Source organism: Pseudomonas sp. RIT778, from assembly GCF_019718735.1.
GTDB classification, from domain to species: domain Bacteria; phylum Pseudomonadota; class Gammaproteobacteria; order Pseudomonadales; family Pseudomonadaceae; genus Aquipseudomonas; species Aquipseudomonas aphyarum.
In genome coordinates this window covers 74967-91049 of the sequence record NZ_JAIHBA010000019.1, presented here as the reverse complement: position 1 = coordinate 91049, position 16083 = coordinate 74967, and the positions used below count along the sequence as shown (strand labels likewise).

Sequence of the window (16083 nt, the reverse complement as noted above, 5' to 3'; positions counted from 1 at the left end):
TACCCGGACTATCAGTGTGATCCTAAGTGGCTTGTTTTGGTCGCTGCATTCGGACTTCTGCAAGCTTGCTCGGTGTCGACACCGATGGTGTTCCCCTAACCGAGGGTGACCAAGCATGCAAGAAAGCGTGATGCAGCGCATGTGGAACAGCGCCTACCTTTCAGGTGGAAACGCTGCCTATGTGGAAGAGCTCTACGAGCTCTACCTGCACGACCCTAACGCTGTGCCAGAAGAGTGGCGCACCTACTTTCAGAAGCTGCCTGCCGACGGCAGCTCTGCCACCGATGTTTCGCACTCCACAATTCGCGATCATTTCGTGCTGCTGGCAAAGAACCAGCGCCGCGCCCAACCGGTTTCCGCCGGCAGCGTGAGCAGTGAGCACGAGAAGAAGCAAGTTGAAGTGCTGCGATTGATCCAGGCCTACCGTATGCGTGGCCACCAGGCAGCCCAGCTTGACCCGCTGGGGCTGTGGCAGCGTCCTGCACCTGCAGACCTGTCGATCAATCACTACGGCTTGACCAATGCCGATCTTGATACGACCTTCCGTGCCGGCGACCTGTTCATCGGCAAAGAGGAAGCGAGCCTACGCGAAATTCACGAAGCGTTGCAGCAGACATATTGCCGCACCATCGGCGCTGAATTTACGCACATCACCGATTCCGAGCAGCGCCAGTGGTTCCAGCAGCGTCTGGAAAGCGTGCGTGGCCGTCCGGAATATTCCGCGGACATCAAGAGCCACCTGCTCGAGCGCGTGACTGCCGGTGAAGGCCTGGAAAAATACCTGGGCACCAAATACCCGGGCACCAAGCGTTTCGGTCTGGAAGGCGGCGAAAGCCTGATTCCGATGCTCGACGAACTGATCCAGCGTTCCGGTTCCTACGGCACCAAGGAAGTCGTCATCGGCATGGCCCACCGTGGCCGTCTGAACGTACTGGTCAACACCTTCGGCAAGAACCCGCGCGAGCTGTTCGACGAGTTCGAAGGCAAGAAGAAGGTCGAGCTGGGTTCCGGTGACGTTAAATACCACCAGGGCTTCTCGTCCAACGTAATGACCACCGGCGGTGAAGTTCACCTGGCCATGGCGTTCAACCCGTCCCACCTGGAAATCGTTTCCCCGGTGGTCGAGGGTTCGGTTCGCGCCCGTCAGGATCGTCGCAACGACCCTACCGGTGAGAAGGTTCTGCCGATCTCCATCCACGGTGACGCGGCATTCGCCGGTCAAGGCGTGGTGATGGAAACCTTCCAGATGTCGCAGACCCGCGGTTTCAAGACCGGCGGTACCGTGCACATCGTGATCAACAACCAGGTCGGTTTCACCATCAGCAACCCGCTGGACTCGCGTTCCACCGAGTACGCGACCGACGTTGCGAAAATGATCCAGGCGCCGATCCTCCATGTGAATGGTGATGATCCGGAAGCCGTATTGTTCGTGACCCAGCTGGCCATCGACTACCGCATGCAGTTCAAGCGTGACGTGGTGATCGACCTGGTCTGCTACCGTCGTCGCGGCCACAACGAGGCCGACGAGCCAAGCGGCACCCAGCCTCTGATGTATCAGCAGATCACCAAGCAGCGCACCACCCGTGAGCTGTACGCTGATCGTCTGACCCAGGCCGGTGTGCTGGACGCAGAGCGTGTTCAGGCGAAAGTCGACGAATACCGCAACGCGCTGGACAACGGTCTGCACGTAGTGAAATCGCTGGTCAAAGAGCCGAACAAAGAGCTGTTCGTGGACTGGCGTCCGTATCTGGGCCACGCCTGGACTGCGCGTCACGACACTCGTTTCGACCTCAAGACCCTGCAGGAACTGTCCGCCAAGCTGCTGGAAATTCCGGAAGGCTTCGTGGTTCAGCGTCAGGTCGCGAAGATCTACGAAGACCGTCAGAAGATGCAAGCCGGCGGCCTGCCGATCAACTGGGGTTACGCCGAAACCATGGCGTACGCGACCCTGGCGTTCGAAGGTCACCCGATCCGCATGACCGGTCAGGACATCGGCCGCGGTACGTTCTCGCACCGTCACGCTGTGCTGCACAACCAGAAAGATGCCGGTACCTACATTCCGCTCAAGCATCTGTATGAAGGTCAGCCACGCTTCGACCTGTACGACTCGTTCCTGTCGGAAGAAGCCGTACTGGCGTTCGAATACGGTTACTCGACCACCACGCCGAACGCGCTGGTGATCTGGGAAGCCCAGTTCGGCGACTTCGCCAACGGTGCGCAGGTCGTTATCGACCAGTTCATCACCAGCGGCGAGCACAAGTGGGGCCGTCTCTGCGGTCTGACCATGCTGCTGCCACACGGCTACGAAGGTCAGGGCCCTGAGCACAGCTCGGCACGTCTTGAGCGTTACCTGCAGCTGTGCGCCGAGCACAACATTCAGGTGTGCATGCCGACCACCCCGGCCCAGATCTACCACTTGCTGCGCCGTCAGGTGATTCGCCCGCTGCGCAAGCCATTGGTCGTTCTGACTCCAAAGTCGCTGCTGCGCCACAAGCTGGCCATCTCGACCCTGGAAGATCTGGCCGAAGGTTCGTTCCAGACCGTTATCCCGGAAATCGATGCACTGGACCCGAAAAAGGTCGAGCGCGTTGTTCTGTGCAGCGGCAAGGTCTACTACGACCTGCTGGAAAAACGTCGTGCCGAAGGCCGCGAAGATATCGCCATCGTGCGTATCGAGCAGCTGTACCCGTTCCCTGAGGACGACTTGAAAGAAGTCCTGGCTCCTTACACCAACGCCAAAGCGGCCGTGTGGTGTCAGGAAGAGCCGATGAACCAGGGCGCCTGGTACTGCAGCCAGCACCACCTGCGTCGCAGCATCAGCAACCTCAACAAATCTCTCGTACTCGAGTACGCGGGCCGTGAGGCTTCTGCTGCACCTGCATGTGGTTACGCATCGATGCACGCCGAGCAGCAGGAACAACTGCTGCAAGCCGCGTTTACCGTTTAACGCCTTCGCGCACCTGAAACCGAATTTAAGGAACCACAGATAATGGCTATCGAGATCAAAGCCCCCACTTTCCCGGAATCGGTTGCCGATGGCACCGTTGCCACCTGGCACAAACAACCGGGCGACGCCGTCAAGCGTGACGAACTGATCGTCGACATCGAAACCGACAAAGTCGTACTGGAAGTGCTGGCTACCGCCGACGGCGTGCTGGGCGCAATCGTCAAGGGCGAGGGCGAAACCGTCCTGTCCGACGAAGTGCTGGGCTCCATCGTTGAAGGCGGCGCTGCTGCTGCCGCCCCGGCTGCCGCTGCTGCTCCGGCCGCTGCTGCCGCTGCTCCAGCCGCCGATGGCGAAGACGACCCGATCGCAGCTCCAGCCGCGCGCAAGCTGGCTGAAGAGAACGGCATCAACATCGCTTCCGTTGCCGGCACCGGCAAAGGCGGTCGCGTGACCAAGGAAGACGTGGTTGCAGCCGTTGCTGCCAAGAAAGCCGCTCCGGCTGCCGCGCCTGCCAAGGCTGCTGCTCCGGCCGCCGCCGCTCCTGTGTTCGCCGCTGGCGACCGCATCGAGAAGCGCGTTCCGATGACCCGCGTTCGTGCCACCGTTGCCAAGCGTCTGGTTGAAGCTCAATCGAACATGGCGATGCTGACCACTTTCAACGAAGTCGACATGACCGAAGTCATGGCCCTGCGTTCGAAGTACAAGGACCTGTTCGAGAAGTCCCACAACGGCGTACGCCTGGGCTTCATGTCGTTCTTCGTGAAGGCTGCCACCGAAGCGCTGAAACGCTTCCCGGCGGTCAACGCTTCGATCGACGGCAACGACATCGTTTACCACGGTTATGCCGACATCGGCGTCGCTGTTTCCAGCGACCGTGGCCTGGTAGTTCCGGTTCTGCGTAACGCCGAACACATGAGCCTGGCTGAAATCGAAGGCGGCATCGCAACCTTCGGCAAGAAAGCCCGTGACGGCAAACTGTCGATGGACGAAATGACCGGCGGTACCTTCACCATCACCAACGGTGGTACCTTCGGTTCGATGATGTCGACCCCGATCGTCAACCCGCCGCAGGCAGCGATTCTGGGCATGCACAACATCATCCAGCGTCCGATGGCCATCAACGGTCAGGTCGTGATCCGTCCGATGATGTACCTGGCGCTGTCCTACGATCACCGTCTGATCGATGGCAAAGAAGCTGTAACCTTCCTGGTGACCATCAAGAACCTGCTGGAAGATCCGGCTCGTCTGTTGCTGGATATCTGATAGAAGCAGCTGCAAGCTTCGAGCAACAAGCCGCAAGAAAGGGCGGCTTGGCTTGAAGCTTGTGGCTTGAAGCTTTTCGCTAAAGAGGATTTTTTGAATGTCGCAGAAATTTGACGTAGTAGTGATCGGTGCGGGCCCTGGCGGCTACGTGGCAGCCATCAAGGCCGCGCAACTCGGCCTGAGCACTGCCTGCATCGAGAAGTACACCGATGCTGAAGGCAAGCAAGCCCTGGGCGGCACCTGCCTGAACGTAGGCTGCATTCCTTCCAAGGCGCTGCTGGACAGCTCCTGGAAATACAAGGAAGCGAAAGAAAGCTTCAACGTCCACGGTATCTCGACCGGCGAAGTCAAAATGGACGTCGCAGCGATGGTTGGCCGCAAGGCTGGCATCGTCAAGAACCTGACCGGCGGTGTTGCCACCCTGTTCAAGGCCAACGGCGTTACTTCGATCCAGGGCCACGGCAAACTGCTGGCCGGCAAGAAAGTCGAAGTCACCAAGCCGGACGGCTCGGTTGAAGTCATCGAAGCCGAAAACGTCATCCTGGCTCCAGGCTCGCGTCCGATCGACATTCCACCGGCTCCGGTCGATCAGAAAGTCATCGTTGATTCGACTGGCGCTCTGGAATTCCAATCCGTACCTAAACGTCTGGGCGTGATCGGCGCTGGCGTGATCGGTCTGGAACTGGGTTCGGTATGGTCGCGTCTGGGCTCCGAAGTGGTTGTTCTGGAAGCACTGGACACCTTCCTGATGGCAGCGGACACCGCTGTTTCCAAGGAAGCGCTGAAAACCCTGACCAAACAGGGTCTGGACATCAAACTGGGCGCTCGCGTAACCGGCTCGAAAGTGAACGGCGACGAAGTCGTTGTGAACTACACCGACGCCAACGGCGAACAGACCATCACTTTCGACAAGCTGATCGTAGCCGTTGGTCGCCGTCCGGTGACCACTGATCTGCTGGCTGCCGACAGCGGCGTGACCCTGGACGAGCGCGGTTTCGTGCACGTTGACGATCACTGCGCCACCACCGTACCGGGCGTTTACGCCATCGGTGACGTGGTTCGCGGCATGATGCTGGCTCACAAGGCCTCGGAAGAGGGCATCATGGTTGTCGAGCGCATCAAGGGCCACAAGGCCCAGATGAACTATGACCTGATCCCTTCGGTTATTTATACTCACCCGGAAATCGCATGGGTCGGTAAAACCGAGCAGGCCTTGAAAGCTGAAGGCGTTGAAGTTAACGTCGGCACCTTCCCGTTCGCAGCATCCGGCCGTGCCATGGCCGCCAACGATACCGGTGGTTTCGTCAAGGTCATCGCCGATGCCAAGACTGACCGCGTATTGGGCGTGCACGTGATTGGCCCGAGCGCTGCAGAACTGGTTCAGCAGGGCGCGATCGGTATGGAATTCGGCACCAGCGCTGAAGACCTGGGCATGATGGTTTTCTCCCATCCGACCCTGTCTGAAGCCTTGCACGAAGCAGCTTTGGCAGTGAATGGCGGCGCCATCCACATTGCCAACCGCAAGAAGCGTTAAGACACAATAAGAAACCACGGCGGTACGGCCCGTCGTGAGCCTTGCGTGCAAGACTCACCGCGGAATGTCCGCTGGACGCAGCCTTGCGTAGCTGCACCGGGTATCCGGAAAGGCTACGCAAGCAGCAGTCACAGGTGGCGCGGCACTCATAAAGAGCGCAGCGCCGAATGCGCAGTACCTAACGAAGACGGTAAAAAGCATGAATCTTCACGAGTATCAGGGTAAGCAGCTGTTCGCTGAATACGGCCTGCCAGTTTCCACTGGTTTCGCAGTAGACACCCCGGAAGCAGCAGCAGAAGCTTGCGACAAAATCGGCGGCAACGAGTGGGTTGTCAAAGCCCAGGTTCACGCCGGTGGTCGCGGTAAAGCGGGCGGCGTCAAGCTGGTTCGCAGCAAAGAAGACGCCAAAGCCTTCGCACAGCAGTGGCTGGGCAAGCGTCTGGTGACTTACCAGACTGACGCCAACGGCCAGCCAGTCACCAAGATCCTGGTTGAATCGTGCACTGATATCGCTAAAGAGCTGTACCTGGGCGCTGTCGTTGACCGTTCGAGCCGTCGTATCGTGTTCATGGCTTCCACCGAAGGTGGCGTGGACATCGAGAAAATCGCTCACGACACTCCAGAAAAAATTCTGAAAGCCACTATCGATCCACTGGTTGGCGCTCAGCCATTCCAGGGTCGCGAGCTGGCATTCCAGCTGGGTCTGGAAGGCAAGCAGGTTGCTCAGTTCGCCAAGATCTTCGTAGGTCTGGCCAAGCTGTTCAAGGATCACGACCTGGCTCTGCTGGAAGTGAACCCGCTGGTGATCAAGGCTGATGGCGATCTGCACTGCCTGGACGCCAAGATCAACATCGACGCCAACGCAATGTACCGTCAGCCTAAGCTGAAGACTTTCCACGATCCGTCGCAGGACGATCCGCGCGAAGCGCACGCTGCCAAGTTCGAACTGAACTACGTAGCGCTGGAAGGCAACATCGGCTGCATGGTGAACGGTGCCGGCCTGGCCATGGGTACCATGGACATCGTCAACCTGCACGGCGGCAAGCCAGCCAACTTCCTCGACGTAGGCGGTGGTGCTACCAAAGAACGCGTAACCGAAGCTTTCAAAATCATTCTGTCCGACAGCAATGTCGCTGCAGTACTGGTTAACATCTTCGGCGGCATCGTTCGTTGCGACATGATTGCCGAAGGCATCATCGGTGCAGTGAAAGAAGTCGGCGTGAAAATCCCGGTTGTTGTTCGTCTTGAAGGCAACAACGCTGAACTGGGCGCTAAAGTACTGGCAGAAAGCGGTTTGAACATCATCGCTGCTACCAGCCTGACCGACGCTGCTCAACAAGTCGTTAAAGCTGCGGAGGGCAAGTAATGAGCGTCCTGATCAATAAAGACACCAAAGTAATCTGCCAGGGCTTCACCGGTGCGCAGGGTACTTTCCACTCCGAACAAGCCATTGCCTACGGCACCAAAATGGTTGGCGGCGTGACTCCAGGCAAAGGTGGCACCACTCACCTGAACCTGCCAGTGTTCAACACCGTGAAAGAAGCTGTAGAAGCCACTGGCGCCACCGCCAGCGTCATCTACGTTCCGGCTCCTTTCTGCAAGGACTCGATCCTGGAAGCTGCTTTCGGCGGCATCAAGCTGATCGTCTGCATCACCGAAGGCATTCCTACCCTGGACATGCTGGACGCCAAAGTTAAGTGCGACGAGCTGGGTGTTACCCTGATCGGCCCTAACTGCCCAGGCGTGATCACCCCAGGCGAATGCAAGATCGGCATCATGCCAGGTCACATTCACTTGCCAGGCAAGGTCGGTATCGTTTCCCGTTCCGGCACCCTGACCTACGAAGCTGTGAAGCAGACTACTGACGCCGGTTTCGGTCAGTCGACTTGCGTCGGCATCGGCGGTGACCCGATCCCGGGTTCGAACTTCATCGACATCCTGAAGCTGTTCCAGGAAGACCCGAAGACCGAAGCGATCGTAATGATCGGCGAGATCGGCGGTTCGGCTGAAGAAGAAGCGGCTGCCTACATCAAGGCACACGTGACCAAGCCGGTTGTTTCCTACATCGCTGGTGTGACTGCTCCTCCGGGCAAGCGCATGGGCCATGCTGGCGCAATCATCTCCGGCGGCAAAGGCACTGCAGACGAGAAATTCGCTGCTCTGCAAGACGCAGGCGTGAAAACCGTGCGTTCGCTGGCAGACATCGGCAAGGCCCTGGCCGAGCTGACTGGCTGGGAAGTGAAGAAGTAAGCTTCGGCTGACTTCTCTGCTCCAGCAACAGAGGCCACCTTCGGGTGGCCTTTGTCGTTTCTGGGGTTCGGGTGGACGATGGCAACTTATAAGCACTCACCCAATAACATGCAAAAACGCGACACGGAAACGTCGCGTATCGGATAGTTCGCCCTCTAACAGTGCGTTTGTCAGGCAAATTCGTTAGGCTAGCAGCCATTTTTGCGTCTGCCGCCCACAAGGCATGCAACGCGCTAAACGGGTCAGTCTTATACGGATTGACAGCATTTCCCTAACCCCACAGGGAAATCCCCCTCTAAATTCCGATTCAGTAGTGTGGTATTTCCTTAATGAAAGTTTTGAAAGGTCAGGACATCCTGGCACTTGGCTTTATGACATTCGCCCTGTTCGTCGGGGCCGGCAACATCATCTTCCCGCCTATCGTCGGTTTGCAGTCCGGGCCAAACGTCTGGATGGCGGCGCTGGGCTTCCTGATCACGGCGGTCGGTTTGCCGGTGGTCACCGTGGTCGCACTGGCCAAGGTCGGTGGCGCCATGGACGCCCTGAGCAGCCCGATCGGCAAGATCGCTGGCGGCGTACTGGCAGCGGCTTGCTACCTGGCAGTCGGCCCGCTGTTCGCCACCCCGCGTACCGCGACCGTTTCCTTTGAAGTGGGTCTGGCGCCGTTGACCGGCGAGAGCCCGCTGGCACTGTTCCTCTACAGTTCGGTGTACTTCCTGCTGGTGTTCTTCATCTCGCTCTACCCTGGGCGTCTGCTGGACACCGTCGGTCGTTTCCTCGCGCCGCTGAAGATCATCGCCCTGGCCGTGCTCGGCATCGCCGCGTTCGCACTGCCGGCCGGTGATATCGGCGTTGCCACTCCGGAATACGTTGCGGCACCGTTCTCCCAAGGCTTCATCAATGGTTACCTGACCATGGATACCCTGGGCGCACTGGTGTTCGGCATCGTCATCGTCAACGCGATCCGCTCCCGTGGCGTCGAGTCGCCGGCACTGATCACCCGTTACGCGATCATCGCCGGGCTGATTGCCGGCGTCGGTCTGGCGCTGGTGTATGTCAGCCTGTTTCGTCTGGGTTCCGGCAGCCATGAAGTGGCGGCGGGCGCGACCAACGGCGCGGCGGTGCTGCACGCTTACGTGCAACACACCTTCGGTTCGCTGGGCAGTGGCTTCCTTGCCGTGCTGATTTCCCTGGCGTGCCTGGTGACTGCGGTTGGCCTGACCTGCGCCTGTGCCGAATACTTCAGCCGCATACTGCCGCTGTCGTACAAGACCCTGGTGATCATCCTCGCGGCGTTCTCGCTGCTGGTGTCCAACCTGGGCCTGACCAAGCTGATCGCGTTCTCGATTCCGGTGCTGACCGCGATCTACCCGCCGTGCATCGTGCTGGTGGCCCTGAGCTTCTGCGCTGCGTTCTGGCATGAGCAGAGCCGTATCATGGGCCCGGTGATGCTGGTGTCGTTCGTGTTTGGCACCATCGATGCGTTGAAAGGCGCCGGTCTGGCGGACTGGATGCCATCGCAACTGGCCCACCTGCCGCTGAGCGAGCAAGGTCTGGCGTGGCTGGTGCCATGCGTAATGACCCTGGTGGTTGCTGTGGTTTGCGACCGCCTGCTGGGCAAGCGCGCCGAAGCACTCGCCTAAGATTGCCGGGCCGCCACAAGCGGCTCCCGAGCGATTAAACAGAAATGCCCCGTATCAATCGATACGGGGCATTTTTTATGGGCTTCAGGCAGTGTCTTTTTCCCTCGACTAACGTCGAAGGGGAGCCGAAATCTTCATCACAGGGAATTGCATGTCGTTCATCCAAGCCAACCTGATCCATCTGCTGGCCGCGCTCTGGTTTGTCATCTGCTGGGGCGGTTACACCCGTTATGCCACCTGGAAGGCTCGTGACACCGCGTGCCTGGCCAGCGTGCTGCATCTGTACCGCGAAGACTGGATGCGCCGCATGCTGCTGCGTGACAACCGCATCGCCGACGCCAGCGTGATCGGCAACCTTGAACGCAACGCCTCGTTCTTCGCCTCCAGCACGCTGATTATCCTGGCGGGCATTCTGACCGTGCTTGGCGCGTCCGAACGCGCGGTGTCGCTGTTGGCGGACATTCCGATGGTGCAACAGGCCTCGCAGGGCATGTCGGAGATCAAGTTGCTGTGCCTGGCGCTGGTGTTCGTTTACGCCTTCTTCACCTTCAGCTGGTGCATGCGCCAATACAATTTCGCCGCCATTCTGGTCGGCTCGGCCCCGATGATCGGTGAGCGGCAAGTCTCGGAGCAGGAGCGCAAGGCGTTCGCCTCACGTGCTGCTCGGGTGATTTCGATGGCGGCCAACCAGTTCAACTTCGGTCTGCGTTCCTACTACTTCGGCATGAGCATGCTGGCGTGGTTCGTCAGCCCGTGGCTGTTCATGTTGATGAGCGCCGGCGTGGTGCTGGTGTTGTATCGCCGGGAGTTTCATTCCGACGTGCTCGATGTAATGGTCTATACCCCTACAGAGGCGCCAATGCCCGAAGCGAACAAAGAGGCTGCTTGATGAGTATTCCGTTCTGGTGTGTGTTTATCAGTGCATTGTTGATCTACGTGGCGCGGATGCCGCTCGGCAAGGCCATGAAAGAGCAGGGTGGTTACAACAACCATCTGCCGCGTCAGCAACAGGCGCAACTCACCGGTTACGGGGCCCGGGCGCTGGCGGCACATCAGAACAGCATCGAAGCGTTCATCCTGTTTGCCGTTGGCGTGCTGATGGCGCATACCACGCAGACGGCGGGATGGCTGATCGATACATTGGCGATCATCTTCGTGATCTCGCGGATTTTCTATTTGTGGTTTTACCTGGCGGATATTCCCACGCTGCGCAGTCTGGTCTGGCTGGTCGGCTTAGTGTGTTCATTGTTGCTGATGATTAGTCCGACTTTTAGAACTGTTTTGCTCTAAGGCGGCATTGGCAAAAAATGACCGGCAAAAGAAAACCCGCACTTGGCGGGTTTTCTTTTTTGCCAGCCAGAAGCGGCTTATTGCTTCTTGGCAGCTTCTTCTTGCGCTGCAGCGTTCGATTCGGCCTGAGCTTTGGCAGCTTCGGCGTTTTCTTTCGCTGCGTCGTTCACTTTATCCTGAGCTTTGTTCATGTCTTGCTGAGCTTGTTCAGCATGTTGGTTGGCATCTTGAGCTTTGTCCTCGGATTTTTTATCGCAGGCAGCGAGACCGAGGGAAGCGGTCAACATCAAGGCAATAGCTAAAGTCTTACGCATGGGGTGTTTCTCCTTATGGAAAATAACTACTGGCCTTAAGAGCTCAGGCCCAAGGCTTAAGTTCCTCATTTCTTTCAGATATATAAGTTTGTTTTGCAATGGAACTTTTGCTGTTCTTTCCACTACTGGGAATGGCGACTAACAAGAGTAATTATCAAATGGCCGAAAACCCCGTTTTTGAGCGTGCGACACGGTTTCTCTCGGCCTTGCGCCACTGTCAGGTGCTGGGATTGAGGGTGCACAGCGCAAGTAGCGAAGGCCTGACGGTGATGCTGCCGTACAGTGCGCAAATCGTTGGCAACCCGCTGACCGGTGTCATCCACGGCGGGGCGATCACGTCGCTGATGGACACCGCGTGCGGCATGTCGACCCTGTGCGTTCTGCCGGAATTCGAAGTCTGCCCGACCCTCGATCTGCGCATCGACTACATGCACGCCGCCGAGCCGCATAAAGATGTGTATGGCTTCGCCCAATGTTATCGGGTCACCACCGATGTGATCTTCGCTCGCGGCTTTGCCTATCAGGAAGATCCCGAGCAACCGATTGCCCACGTCGTCGGCACCTTCATGCGCATGGGCAAGGGCCTAAAAGGCACCAAAGGCTTTGGTGGCGCGATCAAGGGAGAAAACCCATGAGCGATGATTTCAAGCAGCAACTGCAAGAGGCGCACGAGAAGGGTGACTACGCGCCGTTGCTGAAGCTGATCCCCTATGCCGGACTCATCGGCGTCGAGTGTTCGCGAGTCGGTGATGACTTGCTGTTCAAGCTGCCAGCCAACAAGGACAACATTGGTAACCCTTTATTGCCGGCGATCCACGGCGGGGTGATTGCCGGGTTCATGGAGCTGTCCGCCGCCCTGCACCTGCTGATTTTCACCGGCGCGCCGGGTGTGCCGAAGATTATCGATTTCTCCCTCGATTACCTGCGGGCCGGGCAGTTTCGCGATACGTGGGCCCGGTGTCAGGTCTGCCGTCAGGGCCGGCGGGTGGCCAACGTCGCGGTCACGGCCTGGCAAAGCACCGAAAGCGAACCGATTGCCACCGCCCGCGCGCACTTCAAAATCGATGAGCCCTTGAAATCCTGAAGCACGCCCCCAACTCACAGAACAACCCGCCGCCGACCAGCAAGGTCGCGGCCAATGCCATCTGATTGGAGTTTGATGACCATGAGTGTGGAAACTCAAAAGGAAACCCTGGGCTTCCAGACCGAGGTGAAGCAACTGCTGCACCTCATGATCCATTCGCTGTATTCCAACAAGGAAATCTTCCTTCGCGAATTGATCTCGAACGCCTCTGACGCTGTCGACAAATTGCGCTTCGAAGCCCTGGCCAAGCCTGAGTTGCTCGAAGGTGGCGCTGAACTGAAAATCCGTGTGAGCTTCGACAAGGACGCCAAGACCGTCACCCTCGAAGACAACGGCATCGGCATGAACCGCGACGATGTGATCACCCACCTGGGGACCATCGCCAAATCCGGCACCGCCGATTTCATGAAAAACCTGTCCGGCGATCAGAAGAAGGATTCGCACCTGATCGGCCAGTTCGGTGTGGGCTTCTACTCGGCCTTCATCGTCGCTGACAAAGTTGACGTGTACAGCCGTCGCGCCGGCACCGCCGCCAGCGAAGGCGTGCACTGGTCGTCGAAAGGCGAGGGCGAATTCGAAGTCGCCACCATCGACAAGCCGGAGCGCGGCACTCGCATCGTCCTGCACCTGAAATCCGGTGAAGACGAGTTCGCCGATGGCTGGCGTCTGCGCAACATCATCAAGAAGTACTCCGACCACATCGCGCTGCCGATCGAGCTGCCGAAAGAAGTGGCCGTTGCCGAAGGCGAAGAGAAGCCAGAAGCCGAGTGGGAAACCGTCAACCGCGCCAGCGCCCTGTGGACCCGTCCCCGCACTGAAGTGAAGGACGAGGAATACCAGGAGTTCTACAAACACATCGCTCACGACTTCGAAAACCCGCTGTCGTGGAGCCACAACAAGGTCGAAGGCAAGCTCGAGTACAGCTCGCTGCTGTACGTGCCGGCCCGCGCACCGTTCGATCTGTACCAGCGTGAAGCGCCAAAAGGCCTGAAGCTGTACGTGCAGCGCGTGTTCGTGATGGATCAGGCCGAGTCGTTCCTGCCGCTTTACCTGCGCTTCATCAAGGGCGTGGTCGACTCCAACGACCTGTCGCTGAACGTGTCGCGGGAAATCCTGCAGAAAGACCCGATCATCGACTCGATGAAGTCGGCGCTGACCAAGCGCGTGCTGGACATGCTGGAAAAACTGGCGAAGAACGAGCCTGAGCAATACAAGGGCTTCTGGAAAAACTTCGGTCAGGTCATGAAAGAAGGCCCGGCAGAAGATTTCGCCAACAAGGAAAAAATTGCCGGTCTGCTGCGTTTCGCATCGACCAACGGCACCGATGGCGAGCAGATCGTCGGTCTGGCCGAGTACCTGGCGCGCGCCAAGGAAGGTCAGGACAAGATCTACTACCTCACCGGCGAAACCTACGCGCAGGTCAAGAACAGCCCGCACCTGGAAGTCTTCCGCAAGAAAGGCATCGAAGTGCTGCTGTTGACCGACCGTATCGACGAGTGGCTGATGAGCTACCTCAGCGAGTTCGACGGCAAGAGCTTTGTCGACGTCGCGCGCGGTGACCTGGATCTGGGCAACCTGGACTCGGAAGAGGACAAGAAGGCCGCAGAAGAAGTCGCCAAGTCGAAAGAAGGTCTGGTCGAGCGTCTAAAAACCGCACTGGGCGACTCCGTTGCCGAAGTCCGGGTTTCCCATCGCCTGACGGATTCGCCGGCCATTCTGGCCATCGGCGAGCAGGACCTGGGTCTGCAAATGCGTCAGATCCTCGAGGCCAGCGGGCAGAAGGTGCCGGATTCGAAGCCGATCTTCGAATTCAACCCGAGCCACCCGCTGATCGCGAAGCTCGACAACGAAACCAGCGAAGAGCGTTTTGGCGACCTGTCGCACATCCTCTTCGACCAGGCCGCGCTGGCGGCTGGCGACAGCTTGAAAGACCCGGCCGCTTACGTGAGCCGCCTGAACAAGCTGCTGGTCGAGCTGTCCGCTTGATCAAACTGTAGAAAAACCCGCTTCGGCGGGTTTTTTCATTCTGGTGTTCAACCAATCAGGAGTCAGAAATGAGCCAAGTCACTGTACGTTCCGTGGTCTATCAGATTGACGGCCAGCCTTATGAAGGTCGCCTGGCGTTCGACGCCGAGCACAAAGGCGCGCGTCCGGGTCTGTTGATGGCGCCGAACTGGATGGGTGTCAGCGCTGGCGCTGAAGAGATCGCCAAATCGGTGGCGGCCAAGGGTTATGTGGTGCTGATCGCTGACGTGTACGGCCAGGCCGTGCGTCCGCAGAATGCCGATCAGGCCGGTGCGGCAATGATGCCGCTGAAGAATGACCGCGCGCTGCTGCGCAAGCGTATGCAGGCCGCGTTCGAACAATTGCAGAAGCAGGGCGAGGCGGCGGTCGATACCTCGAAACTGGCGGTGTTCGGTTTCTGCTTCGGCGGCTGCTGTGCGCTGGATCTGGCGCGCACCGGTGCGCCGGTGAAAGCGGCAGTGTCGTTCCACGGCACGCTGGATTCGCCGAACCCGGCGGACGCGAAGAACATCAAGGGCTCGGTACTGGTGTTGCACGGTGCTTCCGACCCGCTGGTGCCGAAAGAGCAGTTGCCGGCATTCGAGGACGAGATGAATGCGGCTGGCGTGGACTGGCAGTTGCTGAGCTACGGCGGCGCGGTGCACTCGTTCACCGATCCGCACGCGAATGTGCCGGGCAAGATGATGTACGACGCGAAGACCGCAGCGCGGGCGTTCAAGTCGATGCATGACTTGCTGGAAGAAGTGTTCAAGGGCTGAATCGGCTGAACGCACTCCCACGCCTGGCGTGGGAGTGCTGGTTTACAGCGGTGTCGGCTCGCTGCGCGATTTAGGCAGCTCGATCCGCTCGACTTCCCCCGGCACCGTCGGCCAATCCCCGGCCGCCCACTTGCGCCGCGCCTCATCGATCGCCGCCGGATCGCTCGCGACAAAATTCCAGTTGATCCGCCGTGGCCCGTCCAGTGGCGCACCACCGAACAGCACCGCGTGGCTATCGCTCTCGGCAAACAGGCTCATCTCTTCCCCGGCCGGCAACACCACCAGTGCATGGGGTTCGACCGCTTCGCCATTAAGCTGCACATCACCACTCAACACGTACAGCGCCCGTTCTTCATGCTCGGTCGGGATCAGTAGTGTGGTCGCGGTTTGCATCTTCAATTCGGCGTACAGCGTAGGAGAAAGCACCGGCACCGGCGATTCCAGGCAAAAGCCTGACCCGGCGATCATGCGGATCTGCACGCCGAGGTTATCGCTGACCGGCAAGGTCGAGGCCGGGTGATGGCTGTAATGCCCCGGGCCTTGTTCGTGATCCTTGGGCGAGGCGAGCCAGATTTGCAGGCCGTGCATCTTGAAGCTTTGTTCCCATAGCGGTTCGGGCGTGCGCTCGACGTGAGCGATCGCCGTGCCGGCTGTCATCCAGCTGACATCGCCGGCGCTGACCACCTGATCCGAGCCCAGGCTGTCCTTGTGCTGGATCTGCCCGTCGAACAAATACGTGAGGGTCGACAGACCGATGTGCGGGTGCTGTCGGATGTTCATGCCTTTGCCCGCCGGATAAACCGTTTCGAGCATGTGGTCGAAAAACACGAAAGGTCCGACGCTGCGGCATTTGGCTGACGGCAGCGGGCGCAGAATCGGCTGGCCTTCGACGTCTTCGGCGCGCGGGCGGATGATCAGGGGTTGGGTGTCCATGTTCCATTCCAGGCTTGGCGGGTGATGCGTGGAGCATAACCC

Annotated in this window: 14 protein-coding genes; 12 read left to right on the top strand and 2 right to left on the bottom strand. The window is 59.0% G+C overall.

From position 1 onward, the window contains the following. Positions 1-115 precede the first annotated feature (115 nt). The 8 genes from K5E37_RS14505 (at position 116) to K5E37_RS14470 (ending at position 10927) form a co-directional block, all read left to right on the top strand. Complete coding sequence (locus K5E37_RS14505; RefSeq protein WP_085608856.1) at positions 116-2947, top strand: 2-oxoglutarate dehydrogenase E1 component; 2832 nt, start codon at positions 116-118, stop codon at positions 2945-2947. A 42-nt stretch (positions 2948-2989) separates the two neighbouring features. Beyond that, a complete protein-coding gene (gene odhB / locus K5E37_RS14500; RefSeq protein WP_007959031.1) occupies positions 2990-4210 on the top strand; it encodes a 2-oxoglutarate dehydrogenase complex dihydrolipoyllysine-residue succinyltransferase in 1221 nt (406 codons plus the stop codon). Positions 4211-4307: 97 nt separating this feature from the next. Further along, the gene (lpdA, locus tag K5E37_RS14495) at positions 4308-5744 is read left to right on the top strand and encodes a dihydrolipoyl dehydrogenase (RefSeq protein ID WP_007959030.1); all 1437 of its coding nucleotides are present in this window, start codon (positions 4308-4310) and stop codon (positions 5742-5744) included. A gap of 199 nt (positions 5745-5943) precedes the next feature. Next, positions 5944-7110, top strand: coding sequence for an ADP-forming succinate--CoA ligase subunit beta (gene sucC / locus K5E37_RS14490; protein ID WP_007959029.1), 1167 nt, complete (start codon positions 5944-5946; stop codon positions 7108-7110). Next, positions 7110-7994, top strand: a complete 885-nt coding sequence (sucD, locus tag K5E37_RS14485; protein WP_007959025.1) for a succinate--CoA ligase subunit alpha — start codon at positions 7110-7112, stop codon at positions 7992-7994. Before sucC ends, sucD begins: the two co-directional genes overlap by 1 nt. A gap of 329 nt (positions 7995-8323) precedes the next feature. Next, positions 8324-9637, top strand: coding sequence for a branched-chain amino acid transport system II carrier protein (brnQ, locus tag K5E37_RS14480; protein ID WP_221534201.1), 1314 nt, complete (start codon positions 8324-8326; stop codon positions 9635-9637). Positions 9638-9788: 151 nt separating this feature from the next. Then, positions 9789-10526 carry a DUF599 domain-containing protein gene (locus tag K5E37_RS14475; protein ID WP_127797327.1) on the top strand — a complete coding sequence of 246 codons (738 nt, stop codon included), beginning with the start codon at positions 9789-9791 and terminating at the stop codon, positions 10524-10526. After that, positions 10526-10927, top strand: coding sequence for an MAPEG family protein (locus K5E37_RS14470; protein WP_085608853.1), 402 nt, complete (start codon positions 10526-10528; stop codon positions 10925-10927). The genes K5E37_RS14475 and K5E37_RS14470 overlap by 1 nt, the downstream gene beginning before the upstream one ends. A 77-nt stretch (positions 10928-11004) precedes the next feature. Here the strand turns inward: K5E37_RS14470 and K5E37_RS14465 are convergent, their stop codons facing one another. After that, positions 11005-11241, bottom strand: coding sequence for a hypothetical protein (locus K5E37_RS14465; protein ID WP_007959016.1), 237 nt, complete (start codon positions 11239-11241; stop codon positions 11005-11007). Positions 11242-11399: 158 nt separating this feature from the next. Between K5E37_RS14465 and K5E37_RS14460 the strand changes: the two genes are divergently transcribed. The 4 genes from K5E37_RS14460 (at position 11400) to K5E37_RS14445 (ending at position 15108) form a co-directional block, all read left to right on the top strand. Next, on the top strand, positions 11400-11876 hold the full coding sequence (locus K5E37_RS14460) for a PaaI family thioesterase (RefSeq protein WP_221534199.1): 477 nt from the start codon (positions 11400-11402) through the stop codon (positions 11874-11876). Then, entirely contained in the window at positions 11873-12325 is a 453-nt protein-coding gene (locus tag K5E37_RS14455) for a PaaI family thioesterase (RefSeq protein WP_007959014.1), read from the top strand. The genes K5E37_RS14460 and K5E37_RS14455 overlap by 4 nt, the downstream gene beginning before the upstream one ends. An 81-nt stretch (positions 12326-12406) precedes the next feature. Beyond that, positions 12407-14311 carry a molecular chaperone HtpG gene (htpG, locus tag K5E37_RS14450; RefSeq protein WP_221534197.1) on the top strand — a complete coding sequence of 635 codons (1905 nt, stop codon included), beginning with the start codon at positions 12407-12409 and terminating at the stop codon, positions 14309-14311. Between the two features lie 68 nt (positions 14312-14379). Continuing rightward, complete coding sequence (locus K5E37_RS14445) at positions 14380-15108, top strand: dienelactone hydrolase family protein (RefSeq protein WP_074687562.1); 729 nt, start codon at positions 14380-14382, stop codon at positions 15106-15108. A 42-nt stretch (positions 15109-15150) separates the two neighbouring features. Here the strand turns inward: K5E37_RS14445 and K5E37_RS14440 are convergent, their stop codons facing one another. Further along, a complete protein-coding gene (locus K5E37_RS14440) occupies positions 15151-16041 on the bottom strand; it encodes a pirin family protein (protein ID WP_221534196.1) in 891 nt (296 codons plus the stop codon). Positions 16042-16083 lie beyond the last annotated feature (42 nt).